This window comes from Amycolatopsis sp. NPDC039088 (assembly GCF_055598845.1).
The window spans coordinates 93,966-113,675 of the sequence record NZ_JBVKAE010000029.1 but is presented as its reverse complement, the minus strand read 5'-3'; the positions used below and the strand labels follow the sequence as shown (position 1 = coordinate 113,675).

General features: G+C 69.6%; 20 protein-coding genes and 1 pseudogene. 11 read left to right on the top strand and 10 right to left on the bottom strand.

Features of this window, described 5'->3' with window-relative positions; translation table 11 throughout:
• Nucleotides 1-2: 2 nt before the first annotated feature.
• From ACZ7KI_RS31590 to ACZ7KI_RS31565, 6 genes are all read right to left on the bottom strand, one after another.
• The gene (locus tag ACZ7KI_RS31590; protein WP_470276685.1) at nucleotides 3-1,160 is read right to left on the bottom strand and encodes a CaiB/BaiF CoA transferase family protein; all 1,158 of its coding nucleotides are present in this window, start codon (nucleotides 1,158-1,160) and stop codon (nucleotides 3-5) included.
• A gap of 128 nt (nucleotides 1,161-1,288) precedes the next feature.
• On the bottom strand, nucleotides 1,289-2,197 hold the full coding sequence (locus ACZ7KI_RS31585) for a LysR family transcriptional regulator (RefSeq protein WP_470276684.1): 909 nt from the start codon (nucleotides 2,195-2,197) through the stop codon (nucleotides 1,289-1,291).
• Between the two features lie 4 nt (nucleotides 2,198-2,201).
• On the bottom strand, nucleotides 2,202-3,557 hold the full coding sequence (locus ACZ7KI_RS31580) for a sensor histidine kinase (RefSeq protein WP_470276683.1): 1,356 nt from the start codon (nucleotides 3,555-3,557) through the stop codon (nucleotides 2,202-2,204).
• Nucleotides 3,554-4,243, bottom strand: a complete 690-nt coding sequence (locus ACZ7KI_RS31575) for a response regulator (protein ID WP_470276682.1) — start codon at nucleotides 4,241-4,243, stop codon at nucleotides 3,554-3,556. Before ACZ7KI_RS31575 ends, ACZ7KI_RS31580 begins: the two co-directional genes overlap by 4 nt.
• Nucleotides 4,244-4,255: 12 nt before the next feature.
• The gene (locus ACZ7KI_RS31570; RefSeq protein ID WP_470276681.1) at nucleotides 4,256-4,420 is read right to left on the bottom strand and encodes a hypothetical protein; all 165 of its coding nucleotides are present in this window, start codon (nucleotides 4,418-4,420) and stop codon (nucleotides 4,256-4,258) included.
• A complete protein-coding gene (locus ACZ7KI_RS31565) occupies nucleotides 4,417-4,788 on the bottom strand; it encodes a hypothetical protein (protein WP_470276680.1) in 372 nt (123 codons plus the stop codon). Before ACZ7KI_RS31565 ends, ACZ7KI_RS31570 begins: the two co-directional genes overlap by 4 nt.
• A gap of 73 nt (nucleotides 4,789-4,861) precedes the next feature.
• On the opposite strand from ACZ7KI_RS31565, the gene ACZ7KI_RS31560 reads away from it, so the two are divergent.
• From ACZ7KI_RS31560 to ACZ7KI_RS31545, 4 genes are all read left to right on the top strand, one after another.
• Nucleotides 4,862-6,649 (top strand): CocE/NonD family hydrolase, encoded by a 1,788-nt coding sequence (locus ACZ7KI_RS31560; RefSeq protein WP_470276679.1) that lies wholly within the window; start codon nucleotides 4,862-4,864, stop codon nucleotides 6,647-6,649.
• A gap of 378 nt (nucleotides 6,650-7,027) precedes the next feature.
• The gene (locus ACZ7KI_RS31555) at nucleotides 7,028-7,465 is read left to right on the top strand and encodes an SRPBCC family protein (protein WP_470276678.1); all 438 of its coding nucleotides are present in this window, start codon (nucleotides 7,028-7,030) and stop codon (nucleotides 7,463-7,465) included.
• 51 nt (nucleotides 7,466-7,516) lie between these two features.
• Entirely contained in the window at nucleotides 7,517-8,098 is a 582-nt protein-coding gene (locus ACZ7KI_RS31550; protein ID WP_470276700.1) for a TetR/AcrR family transcriptional regulator, read from the top strand.
• Nucleotides 8,099-8,133: 35 nt separating this feature from the next.
• Entirely contained in the window at nucleotides 8,134-8,553 is a 420-nt protein-coding gene (locus ACZ7KI_RS31545) for a winged helix-turn-helix transcriptional regulator (RefSeq protein WP_470276677.1), read from the top strand.
• Between the two features lie 93 nt (nucleotides 8,554-8,646).
• On the opposite strand, the gene ACZ7KI_RS31540 is transcribed toward ACZ7KI_RS31545, so the two are convergent.
• Both ACZ7KI_RS31540 and ACZ7KI_RS31535 read right to left on the bottom strand, forming a co-directional pair.
• Nucleotides 8,647-9,264: a response regulator gene (locus ACZ7KI_RS31540; RefSeq protein ID WP_470276699.1), complete on the bottom strand. Its 618-nt coding sequence runs from the start codon at nucleotides 9,262-9,264 to the stop codon at nucleotides 8,647-8,649.
• A gap of 7 nt (nucleotides 9,265-9,271) precedes the next feature.
• A pseudogene (locus tag ACZ7KI_RS31535) lies at nucleotides 9,272-10,502 on the bottom strand (sensor histidine kinase).
• A 135-nt stretch (nucleotides 10,503-10,637) separates the two neighbouring features.
• Here ACZ7KI_RS31535 and ACZ7KI_RS31530 point away from each other — a divergent pair.
• Nucleotides 10,638-12,101, top strand: a complete 1,464-nt coding sequence (locus ACZ7KI_RS31530; protein ID WP_470276676.1) for an ArnT family glycosyltransferase — start codon at nucleotides 10,638-10,640, stop codon at nucleotides 12,099-12,101.
• On the top strand, nucleotides 12,101-12,745 hold the full coding sequence (locus ACZ7KI_RS31525) for a GOLPH3/VPS74 family protein (protein WP_470276675.1): 645 nt from the start codon (nucleotides 12,101-12,103) through the stop codon (nucleotides 12,743-12,745). Before ACZ7KI_RS31530 ends, ACZ7KI_RS31525 begins: the two co-directional genes overlap by 1 nt.
• On the opposite strand, the gene ACZ7KI_RS31520 is transcribed toward ACZ7KI_RS31525, so the two are convergent.
• Entirely contained in the window at nucleotides 12,728-13,345 is a 618-nt protein-coding gene (locus tag ACZ7KI_RS31520) for a TetR/AcrR family transcriptional regulator (RefSeq protein ID WP_470276674.1), read from the bottom strand. The genes ACZ7KI_RS31525 and ACZ7KI_RS31520 overlap by 18 nt on opposite strands.
• 110 nt (nucleotides 13,346-13,455) lie before the next feature.
• Here ACZ7KI_RS31520 and ACZ7KI_RS31515 point away from each other — a divergent pair, with 110 nt between their 5' ends.
• The 5 genes from ACZ7KI_RS31515 to ACZ7KI_RS31495 all read left to right on the top strand — a co-directional run bounded on the left by ACZ7KI_RS31515 (nucleotide 13,456) and on the right by ACZ7KI_RS31495 (nucleotide 18,758).
• A complete protein-coding gene (locus ACZ7KI_RS31515; RefSeq protein ID WP_470276673.1) occupies nucleotides 13,456-13,959 on the top strand; it encodes a PH domain-containing protein in 504 nt (167 codons plus the stop codon).
• Complete coding sequence (locus tag ACZ7KI_RS31510; protein ID WP_470276672.1) at nucleotides 13,956-15,461, top strand: PH domain-containing protein; 1,506 nt, start codon at nucleotides 13,956-13,958, stop codon at nucleotides 15,459-15,461. Before ACZ7KI_RS31515 ends, ACZ7KI_RS31510 begins: the two co-directional genes overlap by 4 nt.
• 795 nt (nucleotides 15,462-16,256) lie before the next feature.
• Nucleotides 16,257-17,018, top strand: coding sequence for an isocitrate lyase/PEP mutase family protein (locus tag ACZ7KI_RS31505; RefSeq protein ID WP_470276671.1), 762 nt, complete (start codon nucleotides 16,257-16,259; stop codon nucleotides 17,016-17,018).
• Nucleotides 17,019-17,029: 11 nt separating this feature from the next.
• On the top strand, nucleotides 17,030-18,049 hold the full coding sequence (locus tag ACZ7KI_RS31500; RefSeq protein WP_470276670.1) for an aminotransferase class V-fold PLP-dependent enzyme: 1,020 nt from the start codon (nucleotides 17,030-17,032) through the stop codon (nucleotides 18,047-18,049).
• Nucleotides 18,050-18,137: 88 nt separating this feature from the next.
• Nucleotides 18,138-18,758 (top strand): hypothetical protein, encoded by a 621-nt coding sequence (locus tag ACZ7KI_RS31495; RefSeq protein ID WP_470276669.1) that lies wholly within the window; start codon nucleotides 18,138-18,140, stop codon nucleotides 18,756-18,758.
• 6 nt (nucleotides 18,759-18,764) lie between these two features.
• Here the strand turns inward: ACZ7KI_RS31495 and ACZ7KI_RS31490 are convergent, their stop codons facing one another.
• A complete protein-coding gene (locus ACZ7KI_RS31490; protein ID WP_470276668.1) occupies nucleotides 18,765-19,703 on the bottom strand; it encodes a ferritin-like domain-containing protein in 939 nt (312 codons plus the stop codon).
• Between the last annotated feature and the right edge of the window lie 7 nt (nucleotides 19,704-19,710).

Here is a 19,710-nt window from a genome sequence, read left to right as displayed (position 1 = left end):
CCTCAGTTCACAGTGGTGAGTTCGCGCAAGACGTCTTCGGTGTCCTGACCCGGCAGGGGAGCCAGGCGCCGGACGGAGCCGGGGGTCCGAGAGAACTTCACCGGGATGCCGATGGTGCGGATCGAGCCCTCGCTCGGGTGCTCGACGACGTCGAGCAGGTGGCCGTCGCGGACGTATTCGTCGTCCTGCGCCGTGTCCAGTTCCAGCACCGGCGCCATCGGGATGCTGTGCTTCACGCACACCTCGGTCCACTCTTCGGTGGTCAGCGCCGGAGCGCACTCGGCGATCAGCTCGGCCAGTGCCTCGTGGTCGGCGCCGTCGATCGCGTCGCCGTTGACGCGGGAATCCTCGGCCAGGTCCGGCCGTCCGGCGGCGTGGAAGAAGTCGCGGAAGTTCTGCGGGTTGTAGGGGATCACGCAGGCCATACCGTCCTTGGTGTGCACGGCCTTGTGCCCGGGGTTCAACGACGGGCCGAAACCGGTCGGGCCCTCCGCGGGCTCGAACGAGTGCCCGGCCAGGTGCTCGACGAGGTTGAACGCGATCAGCGTGTCCGTCATCGGGATCTCGATCCGCTGGCCCTCGCCGGTCTTGTCGCGGTGCACCAGCGCCGCGAGGACGGTGTAGGCGATGGTCAGGGAGGAGACCTTGTCGCCGATGATCGTCGGCAGGTAGACCGGCTTGCCCAGCGCGCGGTTCGCGACGTCGACCAGGCCGGAGGCGGCCTGCACGGTCTCGTCGTAGGCGGCGTTGCCCGCGCGGTCGGAGTCGCTGCGGAAACCCTGGGCGTGGGCGTAGACGAGGCGGGGGTTGCGCGCGGCGACGTCGGCGTAGTTCATGCCGAGCCTGCTCAGTGCACCCGGGCGCATGTTCGTGATCAGCACGTCGGCGGTGTCGATCAGCTTGAGCGCCTGCTCGCGCTGCTCCTCGTCCTTCAGGTTGAGGGCGACGCTGCGCTTGTTGCGGTTCACGTTCAGGTTGAGCGCCGTCATGCCCGGCGTCGTCCGGAACTTGCCGACCCGTACGGTGTCGGCCGGGGACTCGATCTTGATCACGTCGGCGCCGAGGTCGCCGAGGATCTGCGCCGCGTACGGGCCCATGACCACCGTCGAGAGGTCGATCACGCGAACGCCGTCCAGCGGGCCGGTAGCGGTCTGTGTCATTTTGCTTCCCTTCGCCGTTGTTCGCTCTACAACCGAAGTTAGGCGCGAATACCGGGAAAGGGAATGATCAAGAAAAGCAGAATGGTATGACCGCAGCGGTCATACCATTCTTTTGTCCGGATTGCGGGTTATGTCGAAAGCGGTTCGGCGAAGACCTCGCGGAGCCCGTCGACGAGTTCGGCGAGGTCGCCTTCTTCGCCGCGGTCCCGGCGCCACACCAGGGCGGTCTCCAGCTGGGGCTGGAAATCCGCGAACGGCAGGATGGTGGCGCCGTCGACGAGAAACAGATGCATCGGGCTGGCCGGATCGAGCATCGTGATCGAGAACGACGAGCCGTTCGCGACCAATTCGGAGATGCCCGAATATTCGGCGCCGTCGACCTTGAGCCTTTTCTTGATTCCCGCGTTCGACAATTTGCGATCCATGTCTTCGGAATAGGCGGGAATGCTTTCCGACGCGGACGGAATGTAGGACAGGTCACTCAGTTCGGCGATGTTCACCGTCTTCCGGCCGGCGAACCGGTCGGCCGGCACGACCGCGCCGAGCCGCTCGACCTGCACCGGGATCATCTCCAGCGCGGGATCGGTCACCGGCATCCGCACCAGCGACAACGCGAGTTTGCCCTCGTGGACCGCGGCGACGAGATCGGGTGTCGTCCCAGGCCAGCGTTTGATTTCGAACCGGTCGTGACAGCGTTCTTCGAGTTGTTTGACCCGTTCACGCAGGGCCGGGTGCACCCCGCCGGGCATTCCGACGAATACGGTGCTCCGCCGCGGTTTCACCGCCTCCTGCAGTCGCCAGGGAATCGCGTTGACCTGTTCGAGGACGTCCCGGGCGATCGGGAGCAGCGCGGACCCCGCCGCGGTGAGCGTGACGTGATGCGTGCTGCGGTCGAACAGTTTGTGGCCGAGTTCGTGTTCGAGATCCTTGATGCGCTGGCTCAGCGGGGAGGCGGCCATATGCAGCTTTCTGGCCGCCTGGGAGAAGTTCAGTTCCTCGGCGACGGCCACGAAATACCGCAGGTGCAACATCTCCACGTGCTCACCCTAGCCGGAAAGCGACGGTGAACGCGGCCCCGCCCTCGGGCGCCGGACCGGCGGTCAGCGTCCCGCCCATACGCGTGACCAGGCCATGGGCCAGCGCGAGCCCGATCCCAGAACCGACCGGGCGGCGGTCGCGGTACCGCTTGTTCAGCACACCGCGGTCGAACGCGACCGGATAGTCCTCCGGCGCCAGCCCCGGCCCGCCGTCGCGCACCGCCAGCCGTGCCTGGCCCGCGTCGGTCACCAGCGAGAACACGATCGGCGCACCCGCCGGGGTCACCCGCAGGGCGTTCTCGGCCAGGCCGTCCACGACCTGGCGAAGCCGTCGCGGATCGGCGATGACGGGGACTTCGCCGGATGGCCGCTCGACCAGCAGCGTGACGTTCTGCCGAGCGCACCGCAGCCGCCAGACTTCGGCGCATTCGTCGACCAGCGCGGCGAGATCGAGCCTCGCCGGATCGAGCCGGAACTCGTCGGCGCCGAGCCTCGCCAGCTCCAGCAGGTCGCTGACCAGGCGTTCCAGCCGGACAGCCTCACGGTGGATGGTCTGCCCTGCGCGTCGCGCGTCCTCGCCCTCGGCCACGCCGTCCTCGATGGCCTCGGCGAATCCGGTGACGGCGGTCAGCGGCGTCCGCAGCTCGTGCGACACCGAAAGCAGGAACTCGCGTTGCCGCGCCTCGCTGTACTGGAGCGCGTCGGCCAGTTCGTTGACCGACTTCGCCACGTCCGCGACCTCGGACGGCCCCTCGACCGGGACGCGCAGGTCACGGCGCCCGGCGCGCATCCCGTTCGCCACCGAGGCGGCCCGGCGCAGCGGTCGCGACAGCATCCGGCTCAGCACGAGGCCCGCGATCGCGGCGACCGCCAGCCCGGCGCCGAGAGCGAGCACGATGTTCCGCACCAGCGGCCGTCCCCGGGCCTCGCCGGTCTTGGTGGACTGGACGAGCGCGAACGCGGCACCCTTCGCGCCGACCGTGCGGACCTCGACGAGGTACTGCTGTCCGTCGACGAACACCGTGTCCGAGCCCGAGCGGGTGAGACCCGCCTTGGCCGCGGCGATCGCGGCGACCGTCCCGCCGCCGTCGAGTGTCCCGTTCGGACGGCGGACGACGACGTCGATTCCTTGCCCCCGCACGACCTCCGCGACCTTGCCCACACCGAGCCGGTTGCCGATGCCGGTCTCGTCGAGCTGGCTCGCGACCACGTCGGCCTGCGCCGAGAGCGACTGCCGGAGCACGTCGGTCCCGGCGGTGCGGATCAGCCGGGCCGCGACCAGCCCGGCCACCACCACCGCGACCGCGGCGATCGCCAGGCATACCACGGTGATCCGCAGCGCGAGCGAGGTCCGCCTCATCCGGCGTCCGCCGCGTAACCGATGCCCCGGACCGTCCTGATCGGACTGTGACCGCCCAGTTTCCCGCGCAACTGGGCGATATGGACGTCGACGGTCCGTGTCCCCGCCGACGCCGCGTATCCCCACACGGAACTGAGCAGCTGCTCGCGGCTGAACACCTGACCTGGCCGCCGCACCAGATGGGTCAGCAGGTCGAACTCGGTCGACGTCAGCGCTATCTCGGTGTCGGCGGCCCAGACCCGGCGCTGGGTGACGTCGACACGGACCTCGCCCGCGGCGTACGTCTCGGCGGGCGGCGCGGACCCGGCGGCGCGACGCAGTACTGTCCGGACCCTGGCGGAGAGCTCACGCGGGCTGAACGGTTTCGTCAGGTAGTCGTCCGCGCCGATCTCCAACCCGAGCAGGCGATCCAGTTCGTCGTCGCGGGCGGTCACGAACAGCACCGGTGTCCAGTCGCCGTCCGCGCGCAGCGTGCGGCAGATCTCGATACCGTCCATTCCGGACAGTCCGATGTCGAGCACGATCGCGACCGGCCGGAGCCGCCGGATCGTGGCGAGCGCCTTGCCGCCGTCCGCCTCGACCTGGACGCCGAACCCGTCCCGCCGCAGGTACAGCGAGGCGAGTTCGGCGATCGCGGGGTCGTCCTCGACGACCAGCACCAGCCCGCGTCCCGGTTGTGTCGTCACCGCCCGATCCTGTCACGGGGCCGGATCGCCGGCCATGTCCTGGTCGATCGCGTCGAGGGTGCGCTGGACGTCGCTCAGTTCACCGGGTGACGGGCTCGAAACCGGCTCTTGATCGGTGCACGCGGCCACGCCGGTCAGCGCCATCGCGGTGAGGGCCGCGGCCAGGAGGCGCCTCACTTGCCCGCCTTGCAATGCGCGCCCGTGAAGGCGTCCAGCTTCTGCTTCGCCGCGGTGAGTTCGGGAAGCCGTCCACTGCGTTTGTCAGCGCGCTTCTGGAGCTTGTCGGCCGCGTCGTTGTGCCCCTTCTTGCGCTGGTCCTCCGCCCTGGCCTTGAGGTTCGCTACGGAACCGCGGATCTCGGGCCCGCCGTTGATGCGGTCGGTGAGCTTCGCGGTGCGTTGGGTGAGTTTGGGCAGCCAGTCGGCGCACAGCTGCTGGGACTCTTCCGGGCTGAGGGTGATCGGATTCGTCTGTGCCGAGGCGGCGGGGGCGAGGGCGATGAGGCCTGCCGCGGTGAGGCAGGCGGCGATGGTGTGTTTCAGCATGGGAAGAGCGTCGCGCGGGCGGATACGGGGAATGTGGGGGTCATGTTCGGGTTTTGTAAGCGATACTCGGCCGATGGGGCTGAAGACCTTGACCGCCGCCGTGGTGGCGGCGCTGCTGCTCACCGCCGCACCGGCCATCGCGTCACCACCCGCGTTCGTCCTGCGGGACGGGGTCAGTGAGTCGGTGTTCTCCTACGAGAAGGCCATCCGGGAGACGGCCTGGGTGGAGACCGGCCAGGATCTCGACCGTGACGGGCTGACCGACCGGGTCGCCGCCGACATCATCCGGCCGTCGGAACTCCTCGCGCGGATCCCGGTGATCATGGACGTGAGCCCGTACTTCGAGAAGGTCGGCCGCGGCAACGAGCGCCAGCCCAAGACCTACCTGCCCGACGGCACGCCGTCGGGGTTCCCGCTCTTCTACGACAACTACTTCGTGCCCCGCGGCTACGCCGTCGTGCTGGTCGACGTCGGGGGCACCAACCGCTCGTCCGGCTGTTTCGACGATGTCGCGTCCGGCAACGCGGTCGTGAACTGGCTCAACGGTCGCGCGAGCGCGTTCCGGACGCCGTTCGGGCCGGAGCGGGTCCGCGCGGACTGGGCGAGCGGGTCGGTCGGCGCGATCGGGAAGTCGCAGGACGGGGCGACGGCGATCGGGATGGCGGCGTCCGGGATCGACGGCCTGAAGACCATCGTGCCGATCGCCGGGGTCAGCTCGTACTACGAGGTGCACAACGGGAACGGCGCGTACTTCGGCTGGGCTGGCGGACCGGGCTTCTACAACGAGCGGGCCGCGAAGCTGTGCGAGCCGTTCGAGGAGGACAACGCGCGGCGTGCGGGTACGGACGGGAACTTCAACGAATACTGGCGCGGGCTCGACTACGTCGCGAAGACCGGGAAGGTCCGCGCGAGTGTTTTCGCGTCGATGGGCTTCCACGATCTCAACGTCGACCCGATCCAGTTCGGACCGTGGTGGGAGGCGCTGAACTCCGCCGGCGTGCCGCGCAAGGCGTGGCTGCACCAGGCGGCGCACGTCGACCCGTTCGATCTCGACCGGTCGCTGTTCGTGCGGACGCTGCACCGCTGGTTCGACCGGTGGCTGCTCGGGATCCGCAACGGCGTCGAGACCGAACCCGCGATCCGGATCGAGCACACCCCGGACCGGTGGACCGACGAACGCCGCTGGCCGCCTGTCTCGCGGTCGCGCACGTTGTGGCCTTCGGTGGCGGGCGGGCTGGGGAAGCACCCTTCGCCGGGCGCGGTTTCGGTGACCGAGGATCCGGCGCGCGGGGCGTCCCGGTGGGTGGAGAACCCGGCAGAGCCCAGCCCGGACCGTGCTGTCTTCGCGGAGGAGCCCGTGCGCGCGGACACCCGCGTCGCCGGGACCCCCACGGTGACGGTGACCGCCCGTTCCGACAAACCCAGCGCGCGGCTCGGGGCGGTGCTGGTCGACTACGGCCCGGCGACCGTGCGGAACACGCGGTTCCCCGCGCTGGGCACCAAGAACCTGACGAGCCGGTCCTGCTGGGGTGCGGGCACGGCCGCGGACACCGGATGTTTCCTCGACACCGTCGCGGACCTGACCACGACCGACACCCGGATCGTGGCGACCGGCTGGGCGGACCTCGGTCACCACCGGTCGCTGTGGCGGGGTGAGCCGCTGGAGCCCGGGAAGGCGTACGCGATGACGTTCCGGCTGAGCAGCCTCGACCACGTCGTCCCGGCCGGGCACCGGCTGGCGCTCGTCCTGGGCGGGACCGACGCGGACATGTTCGACCCGGCACTGCCCGCGCCCGGCGCCCAGGTGACCTTCGACCTGGCCGGGACTTCGCTCTCGGTGCCCGTCACTCCTCGCATTTAGTCCTCTAAATGCGGCTTTGGGTGGCACGTGAACTACCGCATTCAGAGAACTATTGAGCGGTAAGGCAAAGGTGGCGTGGTGGGTGGTAAGTCCGTGAAGGCCTCCTTGAGGGACTCTGGGTCCCTCAAGGAGGCCTTCACGGACTTCAAGACGGGACGTTGATGTCACAGCCGTCCCACTGTCATCAGGGATCACGCCTGACGGTAGTGAAGGGCTCCTTCACTACCGTCAGCGTAGGCAAGGAAGCCTTCACCACCAGGGAAACGCGTAGGCAGCAGCGACCACAGCCCGCGACACGACACGTTTGACTTACCCCTCAATAAATGCAGAGCCCTCGGCTGTGGTGGTAGGTCTGGAGGAGAGGAAGAAGGAGCCCGCATGGCGAAGATCCAGCGCATCTCAGTCCACGGCCACACGAGCGCGAGCCCCGAAGCCGTCTACGCCCTCCTCCAAGACCGTGAGCACTGGACCGACTGGTCCCCGCTGGGCGAGTTCCGCCTCCTCGAGAAGGGCGACCAGAACGGCCTCGGCGCTGTCGGCGTCTTCCGCACCAACGGCGTCAACGCCTGCGAAGAGGTCATCGCGCTCGAACCCGGCAGACGCTTCGGCTACACCTTGCGCAAGGGCTTGCCGCTGCGCGACTACCGCGCGTACGTCGACCTCACTCCCGAGCGAAACGGCACCGACGTCCACTGGCATTCGACGTTCACCGCCAAGATCCCCGGCACCGGCTGGTTCTATCGCCGGTTCCTCGGCCGCTTCATCGGGCGGATGGTCGAGAGCCTCGTGGCGCGCGCCTCGCGAGGCGCCCCATAAAGTAGGCGCATGGCAGCCCCACGACGCACGCAGGAGGAACGCAGCGCCGCGATGCGCGTGAGGCTGCTCGACGCCACGATCGACTGTCTCGTCGAGTACGGCTACGCGGGCACCACGACCACCCGCGTCGCGGACCGTGCCGGGGTGACCCGTGGCGCGCAGGTGCACCACTTCCCGACCAAGGCGGACCTCGTCACCTCCGCGATCCGGCATCTCGCGGCCAAACGCACCGAGGTCGCGATGGCGGAGATCGACCGGCTCAAGGCGTCGGCCGACCCGGTCGGGGACGCGCTGCAGCTGATGTGGGAGATGCATCAGGGGCCGGTCTTCTCGGCGACCGTCGAGCTGTGGGTGGCTTCGCGCACGGACCCGGAACTGCGCGCGCAGATGGCGGTGGTCGAGCCGATCGCGACGAGCAGCCTGGTCGAGTTCGGCAAGGCGTTGCTCCCGGATCATTCCGCGCATCCGGAGTTCCTGCACGCGGTGTACACGGCGATGGACGTCGTCCGCGGCATCCTCATCGCCAGCTGGGCGACCCGTGACCAGGACGAACTGGAGGCGCGCTGGGACCGCGGCCGCCGTCACCTCATCCTGTTGTTCGAGGCGTTGATGCAGCCCGCTCCCTCTCGCTAGGCGTGTTACTCTCCCCGGGAGAGTGAGGAGGTCACGTGCTCGGAAACCCGTACGATCCCGACTGCCCCACCCGCGCGCTGCTCGACCGCATCGGCGACCAGTGGACCGTGCTGATCGTCGGCGTGCTCGGCGACGGCCCGCTCAGGTTCACCGAAATCGGCAAACGTGTGCGCGGCATCTCGCAGAAGGTCCTCACCCAGACGCTGCGCAGCCTCGTCCGCGACGGCATCCTGACCCGCACCGCGTATCCGGAGATCCCGCCGCACGTCGAGTACGAGCTGACCGCACTCGGCCGTAATCTGGCCGAACCGCTCGACATGCTCGACAAGTGGGCCCGCGTGCACATGGGCGAGGTCCTCGACGCCCGCAAAAACTACGACGGCGCCAGTCTGTCGCGCGCTGACGGAAACGTTTCGCAGGGCGCAGGAACGCAGGCACCTCGCGCAGCCGTTTAAGGCGCCCTACAAAACGTTTCCGTGGCCTTCGGCCAAGAGAGGCGCGCGACGGTGAAGTCTCCGTCGGGCGCAGGGCGTCCTTGGGGAGACAGCTCAGCGCTTGACCAGACCGGCCTCGTGCGCGAGCAGCCCCGCCTGGGTCCGGTTCGCGCAGTCCAGTTTGACCAGCATCCGCGACACGTAACTCTTCACCGTCGCCTCCGCCAGATGCAGCCGCGCCGCGATGTCCGCATTGGACAGTCCTTCGCCGAGGCAGGCGAGGACGTCCGTTTCCCGCTCGGTCAGTCCCTCGGTCTTGCGCCGCGCGTCGTCGCCGCGACGCCGTCCGTCGGCGGACATCGCCACCAGCCGCCGCGCGGCCTCGGGAGACAGCACGGTGTGCCCGTCGGCGGCGACGCGGACCAGCCCGATGAGATCCTCCGGCGGCGTCGACTTCATCAGGAACCCGGCCGCGCCCGCCCGCAGCGCGCGGATGACGTAGGTGTCCGCGTCGAACGTCGTCAGCGCGACGACCGCGGGCGGTTCCGGCAGTTTCGCGATCCGTTCGATGGCGGTCAGCCCGTCGACGCCGGGCATCCGCAGGTCCATCAGCACCACCCGCGGCCGGTGCCGGACGACGGCTTCGACGGCCTCGGCGCCATCCTGGGCCTGCGCCACCACCTCGATGTCGGCCGCGGAACCGAGGATCGTCCGCAGATGCGCGCAGACCATCGGTTCGTCATCGACGACGACCACCCGGATCACGCATCTCCCTCCGCCGTCGGGACGTAGGCGGGCAGTATCGCATCGACGCGGTACCCGCCGCTCGCGATCGGGCCGGCGTCGAACCGGCCGCCGATCAGCTCGACGCGTTGCCGTAGCCCGGCCAGCCCGGCGCCGGATCCGCTGTCCGCCAGCGCGGGATCGGCCGGTGCCCCCGCCCGCGTGTTCTCCACGGCGATATCCAGACCGTCCGCGTGGTAGCGGAGCTCGACGGTCGCCGTCGAGCCCGGGGCGTGCTTGCGGATGTTCGTCAGCGCCTCCTGCACGACGCGGTACGCCGTACGCGCGACGGTGGGGGAGATCCGCCCGGGATCGCCGTGCACGGTCAGCTCGGTCGGAATACCCACCGACGTCGATTCCGCGACCAGCGTCGCCGGATCGCCCGCCGTACCGTCGGTGAGGGTGCGCGGCCCGGCGTTCGCGCCGTTGCGCAGCACCCCGACGAGGTCACGCAGTTCGTCCAGCGCCAGCGCGCCTTCACGCCGGATGTCCTCGGCGGAGGTCCGCACCGCCTCGTCGGCCGAGACGACGCCGAGCGCCCCGGCGTGCAGCACCATCAGGCTCAGCCGGTGGGTGACGACGTCGTGCATCTCTTCGGCCAGTTTCCGGCGCTCCTCGGCGCGGGCCCGTTCGGCGAGCAGATGCTGCTCGCGTTCGGCGCGTTCGGCCCGGTCCCGCAGTGAGCGCAGCAACTGGCGCCGCGCCTCGAAGTACAGCGAGATCGTGGTGGGCAGCGCCGTGTTCAGCAGGCCGAACGGGGTGGTGTTCCAGTGCGCGTCCCACGGTCGGGACGCGCAGACCACCAGGATCGCGGTCAGCCACAGGAGGGTCCGCCGGTCGATCAGGCGCGCCAGCTGGCTCAGCACGACCGGGGTGATCGACGGGACGGTCATCAACGTCAACTGCCGCTCCGGCACCAGCAGCCCGGGTGAAAGCAGGTCGGAGGCGAGCATCAGCAGCGCGCCCGCCAGGACCAGGCCGGCGACCAGCCGCGGGAAGCGGAACAACAGGAGTAACGACAAATCGAGCAGCACCTGCAGGGTGACCCCCGCCGCGGGACCCGCCCAGCCTGTCGTCGGCTCGCCGAAGACGTACAGCGTGATGTCCAGGCCCGCGAACGCGAGCGCCGCCACCGTGAGCCAGAAGGTGTCGGCCGGACCGGGCCGGAACGGCCTGCTTTTCTCCACCGGATCACGGTAGCCAGCCGGGACCGGTATCGCCTGTGACCGGCGACCAACGGCTGGGGACCCGCAACTTTCGTCTATGCGGTGATCCTCTTTACCCGGTTTCTCCCCGGCGCAGTCTCCGGTGGACTGGAGATCATGAGCAACACGACCCAGACGGCCGGAACGGTCCGAACAGGACAGGAACAGGTTTTCGCCCGCCTGCCGGTGTTCGTCGTCGCCGCGCTGGCCGGAGCCGCGCTGCTGGCCACCAGTGGCCGGTACGCGCACGGTTTCGACGAGTTGTACTTCCTGATGGCCGGCCGGGAACACCTGGCGTGGGGCTATTTCGACCAGCCGCCGTTGATCCCGGCGCTGGCCGGGGCGATGGACTGGCTGTTCCCCGGTTCACTGGTGTTGCTGCGCCTGCCGATGACGCTGGCCGCGGTGGCCGGCGTGGTGGTCACCGCCCTGATCGCCAGGGAACTGGGTGGTGGACGCGGCGCGCAGGTCCTCGCGGCCGGGCTCTACGCGACGTCCGGGGTGATCATCGTCAGCCATTGGATCGGAACTTACGTCTTCGATCCGTTCCTCTGGACGGTGATCGTCTGGCTGGTCGTCCGCTGGACGCGCACCCGCCGCGACGGGCTCCTGGTCTGGGCGGGGGTGGTGACCGCGATCTCCTTGCAGACGAAGTTCCTCATCCCCGCTTTCTGGGTGCTCGCGCTCGTCAGCGCGCTCGTGCTCGGGCCACGGGAACTCGTGCGGCGCCCGAAATTGTGGCTGGGCGCGGGAATCGCCCTCGTCGCGACGGTGCCGACGCTGGTCTGGCAGGCGTCGCACGGCTGGCCGTATCTGCTCATGAACGACGTCGTGGCCGCGGAATTCCCCGGCACCTGGGTTTTCCTGCGCGACGGGTTCCTGATGGCGGGTGTCGGCGCGGGCGTGCTCGCGTTCGTCTACGGCCTCGTCCGGCTGATCTGTTCACGGGAACTTCGCGGCTATCGCTTCTTGGGGGTAGCGATAGCCGCGCTCATCGTGGCTTTCCTGGTACTGCACGGCCGTTCCTACTACCTGATGAGCGTTTTCGCGCTGCCGTTCGCCGCCGCGGCGACCGGCTTCGTGAACCACGTTCCCCGGTGGCGGCTGGTGGCGTGGCCCGCGATGGTGCTTTCGGCGGTGATCACCCTCGCCGGCCTGCCGATCTTCCCGGCGACCATGACCAGGACGAGCGTCGGCCCGATCGCGCTCGGCACCTCCTTCGCGGGCGGCGAACTGCCGCAACAGGAGCTGGTCAAGGTGATCGGGGAGACCTACGCCGCCCTGCCGCCGGAGAAGAAGGCGCACACCGCCGTCTACGCCGAGATCTATCCGTTCGCCGCCGCGACCGAGTTCTACGGTCGGCAGTACGGCATCGAACGTGTCTACAGTGGCCATCGCGGCTACTGGTATTTCGACCGCCCGCCGGAGTCCGCGGGCAGCGTGCTGTTCGCCGGATTCGATCCGGAACTGCTCAAGCCGTACTTCGCCGAGGTGACCCCGGTGGTGGAAGGGCTGTTGTGGCGGTATGACGGCAGGCGGGGTTCATGGAATGAGATCTGGCCGAAGCTGGAGAGGCACTGATGACCGAACTTTCTTTACCCGCCAAGGCATATCTGCTCGCTTGCGACGTCACGAACGACAGGCTGCGGGACCGGGACCGCACGAGACTGTTGATCCGCGGCGCCGCGTTGACCGACCTCGTCCTGCGCGGCCGGGCCGCCGACGCGGACGGCCTGGTCACGGTGTCCGGTGCCGGACCGACCGGGGATCTCGTCCTCGACGAGTTGCTCGCCGAGGTGGCGGGGGAGAGCCCGCGCAAGTGGAAGTGGTGGGTGCGCAAGGACGCCCGCGGCACCTTGGAGGCGCTGGAATCCCAGCTCGACGCGGCGGGCGTGATCGAACTGCGGACGGGGCGGATACTGGGCCTGTTCCCGTCGCGGCGGCCGATCGTGCGGGAGCCCGCCGTCGTCGAACGCTTGCGGGCCATGGTCGATCAGGCGCTGCGGGGTTCCGGGCCGGTGTCCGATGTGGACGCCGCGCTCACCGCGCTGGTGGCGGCCGTCGAGCTCCGCGGCGTCGTTTCGGGCGGGGACAGGCGCCGGTACAAGGAGCGGATCGAGGAGCTGACGGAACGGGGCGGGGACGCGGTTCCCGCGCTGCGGAAGCTGTTCCGGGAGCTGCGCGCGGTACGGGCCTCGGCCGCGGCCTCATCCGGCGGGAGCTGAACCGGCACCGAACAGCCGGTCGAGGTAGTAGTCCACAGTGGACACCGCCTCGTCCGGGGTGCGGTGCTTCATCACGATGTTGGTGCCCTGTGAATCGGCGAGCGCCCAGAGGATCGCCGCTTCGTGCTCCGGGTCGGCCGACTTGTCGACATCGCCCGCCTCCTGTCCCTGCCGGATCAGCACGGCGAACAGTTCGAACAACTGCGGCACGCCTTCGGAATACGCGGCCGCGAACGACGGGTCGGAGATCGTGCGGATGAAGAACGCGACACCCATCAGCCAGTCACCTCGGCTGCGTTCGTCGAGGGGAAGGATCTCGGTCATGATGGCGCGCAGGATGGCCTTGGGGGTCGACGGCAGTTCGCCGGCCGCCAGCCGGGCCTTGAGGCGCTCTTCGTACACCTGGGAGCGCCGCTCGACGGCGAACAGCAGCATCTCGTCCTTGGTCTTGAAGTAGTGCTGCACCAGGCCCATCGACATGCCCGCCTCCGCCGCGACGTGCCGGAGACTGACGCCTTCGAGGCCGCGTGTGGCCGTCAGCCGCGTCAGCGCCTCGGCGATCTCCGCCCGCCTCGCGGCGTGATCCACCTGCTTCGGCACCTTCACCGTCCGTTCCGCCGAGGCCGTTTGCAATGCGATCGCATTGCCACTACTGTCCCACGCTATTACGATGCGATCGCATTGTAAACGATCGTCGGGGGTGAACATCGGTGGAAGCCGATCGGGGGAAGGTGCGGCTGAGGCCGCCGCGGAACGCGCTGGACCGGCGCGTGCTCGGCTGGTGGCGGTCGCAGGGGGCGTTGATCTTCGGGGCGCCGGTGCTGGTGCTGGTGCTGCTCGGGCTGATCGTCGCACCCGCGCGGACCTGGCTGCTGACACCGGCGGCGGTGCTCGCGGTGCTGGGACTGGCCTGGGTGATCGCGATGCCGGTGTGGTGGTTCAAGGTCCACCGCTGGGAGGTCACCGAGACCGCGGTGTACACGCGTTCGGGGTTCTTCTGGCAGGAGTGGCGGGTCGCGCCGATGTCCCGGATCCAGACCGTGGACACCCTGCGCGGACCGCTGCAGCAGGTGTTCAAGCTCGCGACCGTCACGGTCACGACGGCGTCGGCGCGGGGTGCGGTCAAGATCCGGGGGCTCGACCACGAACTGGCCGCGAGCCTGTCCGAGCAGCTCACCGAGACGACGCAGGCGACGCCGGGGGACGCGACATGACTTCGGGCGAATCCGAGGGGTGGAGCGCACTCGACAAGCGGACGCTGCCCGTCACCGCGCTGACGATGGCGGGGGTGGCCGTCGGAGCCGCGATCCCCACCATGGCCGCGATCGTCGGCGGCGGCGTGCGGTTCTGGGTCGCGCTCGCCTGGGTCATGGCAGGCGGCCTGCTGCTCGTCGGCGGCAGCGTGCTGGTCGACCTGTTCTATTGGAAGGCGATGCGGTACCGGGTCACGCCGGAACGGCTGGAGACGGCGTTCACGTTGGTGGTCCGGTCGAGGAAATCCCTGCAGCGCGACCGGATCCGCAACGTCGACCTGACGGCCAACCCGCTGCACCGGCTGTTCGGCATCGCGGTGGTGACCATCGGCACCGGCTCGCCCGAATCGGGCGGCCAGGGCAGGCTCAAACTCAACCCGGTCTCCCGCGCCGAAGCCGAACGGTTGCGCGCGGAACTCCTGCGCCGCGACGAAATCGCGGAGACCGACGAGAACGCGCCGCTCGCCACGCTGGACCCCCGGTGGATCCGCTACGCGCCGATGTCGTTCCTGACCCCGGCGCTGGGTCTCGCCGCGGGCGGTGGCCTCATGCAGATCTCGGACTGGGCCGGGCTGCAGAAGGGGCTGATCGACTGGGTGTTCGGGCTGTTCCGCGGGATCCCGCTGGTGGTGGCGATCCTGATCCTGCTGGCGATCGCGATGGTCGTCGGCCTGGTCGGGGCGCTGGGCCTGTGGGTCGAGATGTGGTGGAACTTCCGGCTCGACCGCGAATCCGGCGGCACGCTGCGGGTACGTCGCGGGCTGTTCACCACCCGTTCGATCTCGATCGAGGAACGCCGTCTGCGGGGCATCGACCTCGTCGAGCCGCTCGGGAACCGGATCGCCGGCGCGGCGCGCGTCGACGCGATCGCCACCGGCATGCGGCGCGGCGACGACAACGACAAGACCGACTACCACACGCTCCTGCCGGCCGCGCCGGTCGCGACGGCCAACCGGATCGCCGCGGACGTGCTGCGCGAGCCGGTCTCGCCGACCGAAGCCGTCCGGCTCACCGGCCATCCGCGCGCCGCGCGGGGACGACTGCTGCGCTGGTGGGCCGGTTCGGTGGTGGTGCTGCTGGCGATCTTCGCGATCCTCGGCTTCCTGCTGACCGACGTCCTGCTGGTGATCGGTGTGGCGCTCGGCGTCGTGTTGCTGCCGGTGTCGGTGCTGCTGGCACTGGACGCCTACCGCAACCTCGGGCACGGGATCACCGGGCGCTATCTCGTCGGGCGGCACGGGACCGTGCGGCGCAGCACGTTCGCCCTGGACCGCGAAGGGGTGATCGGCTGGACGGTCAAGCAGTCGATCTTCCAGCGGCGCAAGGGATTGCTGACCGTCGTCGCGACCACGGCCGCCGGTGCCGGGGCGTACTCGGTGTATGACGCGGGGGAGGAGCAGGGGCTGCTTTTCGCGGAGGAATCGGTGCCGGAGCTGCTGACGCCGTTCTTGGAGCGGGCCTGACGGTCGTGAGTGGCGATTCGGGTCTTCCGACGACCGTCATGTCTCGGGTAGCTCCCTCAGCCTCGCGACCTCGACCGCGCGCTTGTGCCGAAACAGCGGGTCGGATCCGCACCCCGCTGCCCGGATCTGATGCGCGTGAAGGCCCCTTCCCTCGGCTCAGCCGCAGGGTTCCGGCAAAGTCGCAGAGTTGCTGGTCAGTGCGGCTCTTGGTGGTCCGGATGTGGCATCGCTGATGCCTGCGGGGTCCGAGTGTGGAGGATTTGGGACGGTGAACGTCCCAAATCCTCCACACTCGAGGTGCACCGGGTTCAGGGGCATGCCCCCTGAAGTTCTGTTGATCAAGCTTCGCAACCGGGTGCGACCCCGTGTCCATGAAGGAATTGGGACACTCAACGTCCCAATTCCTTCATAGACGTCGGCCTGCGCCATGACGAAGAGGTCACCGACCTGCACGGTCCCGACTTTGCCGGGACCCTGGGCTCAGCCGCGTGAAGGAGTCCTTCACGCGCAGTTGCTGTGGCTACTGGTGCAGGTGGGACGAACGTGGCGAACACCGGGATTCCGTGAAGGACTCCTTGAGGGACTCGTATTTGTTTACCTACTGGTGTGGAGCTTGTGCGGGTTGCCGGTGATCGGCACGAGCTTGATCAACGGAGGATCGGGGACGTTGAGTGTCCCGGATCTTCCGTTGATCAAGGTGTGAGACCGGGCGACGATCCCCGAGTCCCTCAAGGAGTCCTTCACGGACCTGACACTTCGGCCGTCACCGAAGCGTCCGCTGGCTACCTTCAAGACATGACAGCCTTCGCCGCACTGCACGTCCCCGGTTCCCCGCTGCTCCTGCCGAACGTCTGGGAGTTCGGCGCGGCCGCCTTCCTGGCCGCGCAAGGCTTCCCGGCACTCGGGACGACGAGCCTCGGGGTCTCGGCCGCCGAGGGCGAGCCGGACGGTGCCCCGTCCTCCAAGGACGCGACCGTCCGGCTGGCGCGGCGGCTGACCGCGCTGGACACGCTCATCAGCGTCGACGTCGCCGAAGGCTTCAGTGACGACCCGGGCGAAGTGGGGGCGCTCGCCGCGGAACTCGCCGAAGCGGGCGTCGCGGGCATCAACCTCGAAGACGCCCTGGGCGACCCCGTGCGGCAAGCGGCCAAGATCACGGCGGCGAAGGAGCGTGCGCCCGGGATTTTCGTCAACGCGCGCACCGACACCCATTGGCTGGGGCGGCCCGACATCGAGGCCGCGATCGGCCGCTGTCAGTCCTATGTGGACGCAGGTGCCGACGGGGTGTTCGTACCCGGTCTCGCCGGACCCGCCGACGTCGAGCGGCTGGTCGAGGCCGTCGGCGTACCGGTGAACCTGCTGTTCCTGCCCGGCAGGGTGACCGTCGCGGGCCTGGCCGGGCTGGGTGTCGCGCGGGTCAGCCTCGGGTCCCTGCCGTATCGGATGGCGTTGGCCGCCACGCTGCGCGCGGTGGAAGCCGTCCGCGATGGCGGCGAACTCCCGCTGACGCCGCCGTCCTACGACGATGTCGTGCGGCTGCTCCCCGAAAATCACTAATCTCTCCGGACATGCAGAGCTTCGGCGCCGAATTCGCCTGTCCGCCCGGATATCTGAACACCCCCAGCATCGGCATCCCGCCGTCGCACGCGGCCGACGCGGTGGCTGAAGCGGTCGAACGGTGGCGGCGCGGCGAGGCTCGCCCGCCGGATTTCGACGAGCCCGTCGCGCGCACCCGGGCGGGGTTCGGCGCGCTGATCGGGGTCCCGGCGGACCGGGTCGCGATCGGGGCGACCGTCTCGCAGCTGATCGCGAACGTGGCGGCCGGGCTGCCCGACGGCGCCAGTGTGCTGGTCGCCGCGAACGATTTCACCAGCGTCACCTTCCCGTTCGCGGCTCAAGCACATCGCGGGGTGAAGGTCACCGAAGTCCCGTTGGCCGAGCTGACCGACCGCGTCGAGGGGCATGACCTCGTCGCGGTCAGCATCGTCCAGTCCGCGGACGGCGCCCAGATCGACCTCGACAGGCTCCGCGCCGCCGCCGAGGCCGCGGACACGGCGGTGCTGCTCGACGCCACGCAGGCCGCCGGGTGGCAGCCGCTCGACCTGGGCTGGGCCGACTGGGTCGTCGCCGCCGGGTACAAATGGCTGCTCGCGCCGCGCGGGGCGGCGTGGCTCGCCGCGCATCCGCGGGTGCTGGAGCGGGCATTGCCGGTCGCCGCGAACTGGTACGCCGGGGAAGACCGCTGGCAGACCGTCTACGGCCTCCCGCTGAGGCTCGCCGAGGGCACCCGGTCACTCGACCTGTCCCCGGCCTGGCTCGCGTTCGTCGGCGCCGCCGTCTCGCTGGACTACCTCGGCTCCCTGGACCTCGAAGCCGTCCGCGCGCACTGCGTGGGGCTCGCCGACTCGCTCCTCGAAGCGCTCGGCTCACCCGGTCAGGGGAGTGCGATCGTCTCGCTCGACGCGGCGGCCGACCGGGTCAAGGAAGCCGGCATCGTGGCCGGTACCCGGGCCGGACGGCAGCGATTCGGGTTCCATCTCTACAACACCGCTGACGACGTGGAACGGGTGATAAGCACGTTCAGGTGAACCGCCCGGGGCCGGTGAACTACCGTATGACCCCGTGGTTGGTGCGCAATTTACCCCGGGAGCGACGGAAACGGCCCGGCTTCAGCCGGTGCGACCGGCAGGGCCGGGTGGGCCGCCGCTCGCGCCGAAGCCGTCGAGGGACACCAAGACCCTGGCGCTGAAAGGCGCCGCGCTGGTCGCGATCGCGGTCGTGTCGTCCCTGCTCTGGTGGCTGATCCGGCACGAGCCGGAGACGACCCCGGTCGCGGACACCCCGGAGAAGAGCGGCCAGTTCCAGTACACGCTGATCGAGGGCCCGCAGGTCACCTCCGACTGCGCGAGCAAGTCCTACGGCGACACCAAGGATTTCTTCACCCAGACGCCCTGCACGCGGCTGTCGCGGGCGCTGTACACGACCGAGACCGGCGGGCAGAAGGCGCTGGTGTCGGTCGTCCTGGTCACCATGCCCGGCGAGGTCACCGCGACCCAGCTCAAGGCGCTCACCGACAAGGACGGCACGGGCAACGTGTCCGACCTGGTGCGCGACGGCACCTTCAAGGGACAGGGTGCCCCGAAGATCTCGGGACAGGACGCGGCCTACGACTCCCACGTCACCGGGCCGGAGGTGGCCATCGTGCTGGCGGGCTTCTACAACAAGCACAAGGACAAGCCGGTGCTGGAGCGGATCGCGACCGACGCTTTGCGGCTTTCGGGGGACCTGCGCCGCTGAGCAGGCTTACGCGGTCTGACCCGGCATGGCGATCGCCACCGGCTTCGCACCGAACTCCGCCCGCCAAGCCGTCCCTCGCCGCGCCGAACCGATCAGCGCGTTCAAGGCCGTCGCCCGCAAGGTCGTGTCGTCGGTCCGGTCGATCACGCCGAGCCAAGCCGCCGTCGCGTCCGATTCGGCCGTCGCCACCAGTTCCATCGCCGAGTTGGCGTCGGTCACCGGTTTCGGCGGCACGTACGCGGCCTCCGGGCCCGCGGGGGGCTGGCCGGCCGCGGAAAGCATCCGTTCGCAGACGTCCCGCCGTTTGACGTGCTCGGCCGAGCCCCGCGCCACCGCGCCGCTGAAGGCCGCCGGAAGGTACGCGCTCACCAGGCCGTACACCCAGATCGCGGCGTGCTCGGCGGCCAGCGCCTGTTGCACGGCCTCCGTCGCCTCCTGGTTCAGCGGGGGACCGGCGGGCACCGTGACGGGGCCGGCGTCGTCGCCCCGGCCGAGCTGGTCCGAACTCTGCTGCAGCGCCGCGCAGCCCGCCGCGATGGAGGCGACCATCCCCGCGCGGTAGCGGGGCAGCGAAGGCACGAGGCCCTCGGCCTGCTTGCGGGCCTGCGCGATCCGTTCCTTGAGCCCCTCCAAGGACGAAGGCGCGTTCTCGGCCGGGCCGGACTGCGTCGGCTTCGGCCGGTTGAGCCGGTCCACCTCGGTCTTGAGCGCCGCCGCGTGCGCCGCCCGTGCCGTCGCGACCGCTTCGGCTTCGGCGCCGGTCAGCGCTTTCGCGCCCGCCACGTCGGACTCCGCGGCGCTCAGCAGCGGGGCCAGTGGATCCGGGCTTTCGTCGTACCCTGGGGAGCAGGCGGCCGCCAACGGCACGGCCAACGCGGCCAGCGCTCCCACGCGCAGGAAAGTGCGACGGCTCGGCAAGGTGGGCTCGGTCGGTCTTCCGGTCACGCCGCCC

What these genes read in the sequence shown, in the direction of transcription:
- ACZ7KI_RS31590 (WP_470276685.1), bottom strand. Translation starts at nt 1,160, where the DNA reads ATGACACAGACCGCTACCGGCCCGCTGGACGGCGTTCGCGTGATCGAC.
- ACZ7KI_RS31580 (WP_470276683.1), bottom strand. Translation starts at nt 3,557, where the DNA reads ATGAGGCGGACCTCGCTCGCGCTGCGGATCACCGTGGTATGCCTGGCG.
- ACZ7KI_RS31565 (WP_470276680.1), bottom strand. Translation starts at nt 4,788, where the DNA reads ATGCTGAAACACACCATCGCCGCCTGCCTCACCGCGGCAGGCCTCATC.
- ACZ7KI_RS31560 (WP_470276679.1), top strand. Translation starts at nt 4,862, where the DNA reads ATGGGGCTGAAGACCTTGACCGCCGCCGTGGTGGCGGCGCTGCTGCTC.
- ACZ7KI_RS31555 (WP_470276678.1), top strand. Translation starts at nt 7,028, where the DNA reads ATGGCGAAGATCCAGCGCATCTCAGTCCACGGCCACACGAGCGCGAGC.
- ACZ7KI_RS31550 (WP_470276700.1), top strand. Translation starts at nt 7,517, where the DNA reads ATGCGCGTGAGGCTGCTCGACGCCACGATCGACTGTCTCGTCGAGTAC.
- ACZ7KI_RS31540 (WP_470276699.1), bottom strand. Translation starts at nt 9,264, where the DNA reads ATGGTCTGCGCGCATCTGCGGACGATCCTCGGTTCCGCGGCCGACATC.
- ACZ7KI_RS31530 (WP_470276676.1), top strand. Translation starts at nt 10,638, where the DNA reads ATGAGCAACACGACCCAGACGGCCGGAACGGTCCGAACAGGACAGGAA.
- ACZ7KI_RS31525 (WP_470276675.1), top strand. Translation starts at nt 12,101, where the DNA reads ATGACCGAACTTTCTTTACCCGCCAAGGCATATCTGCTCGCTTGCGAC.
- ACZ7KI_RS31510 (WP_470276672.1), top strand. Translation starts at nt 13,956, where the DNA reads ATGACTTCGGGCGAATCCGAGGGGTGGAGCGCACTCGACAAGCGGACG.
- ACZ7KI_RS31505 (WP_470276671.1), top strand. Translation starts at nt 16,257, where the DNA reads ATGACAGCCTTCGCCGCACTGCACGTCCCCGGTTCCCCGCTGCTCCTG.
- ACZ7KI_RS31500 (WP_470276670.1), top strand. Translation starts at nt 17,030, where the DNA reads ATGCAGAGCTTCGGCGCCGAATTCGCCTGTCCGCCCGGATATCTGAAC.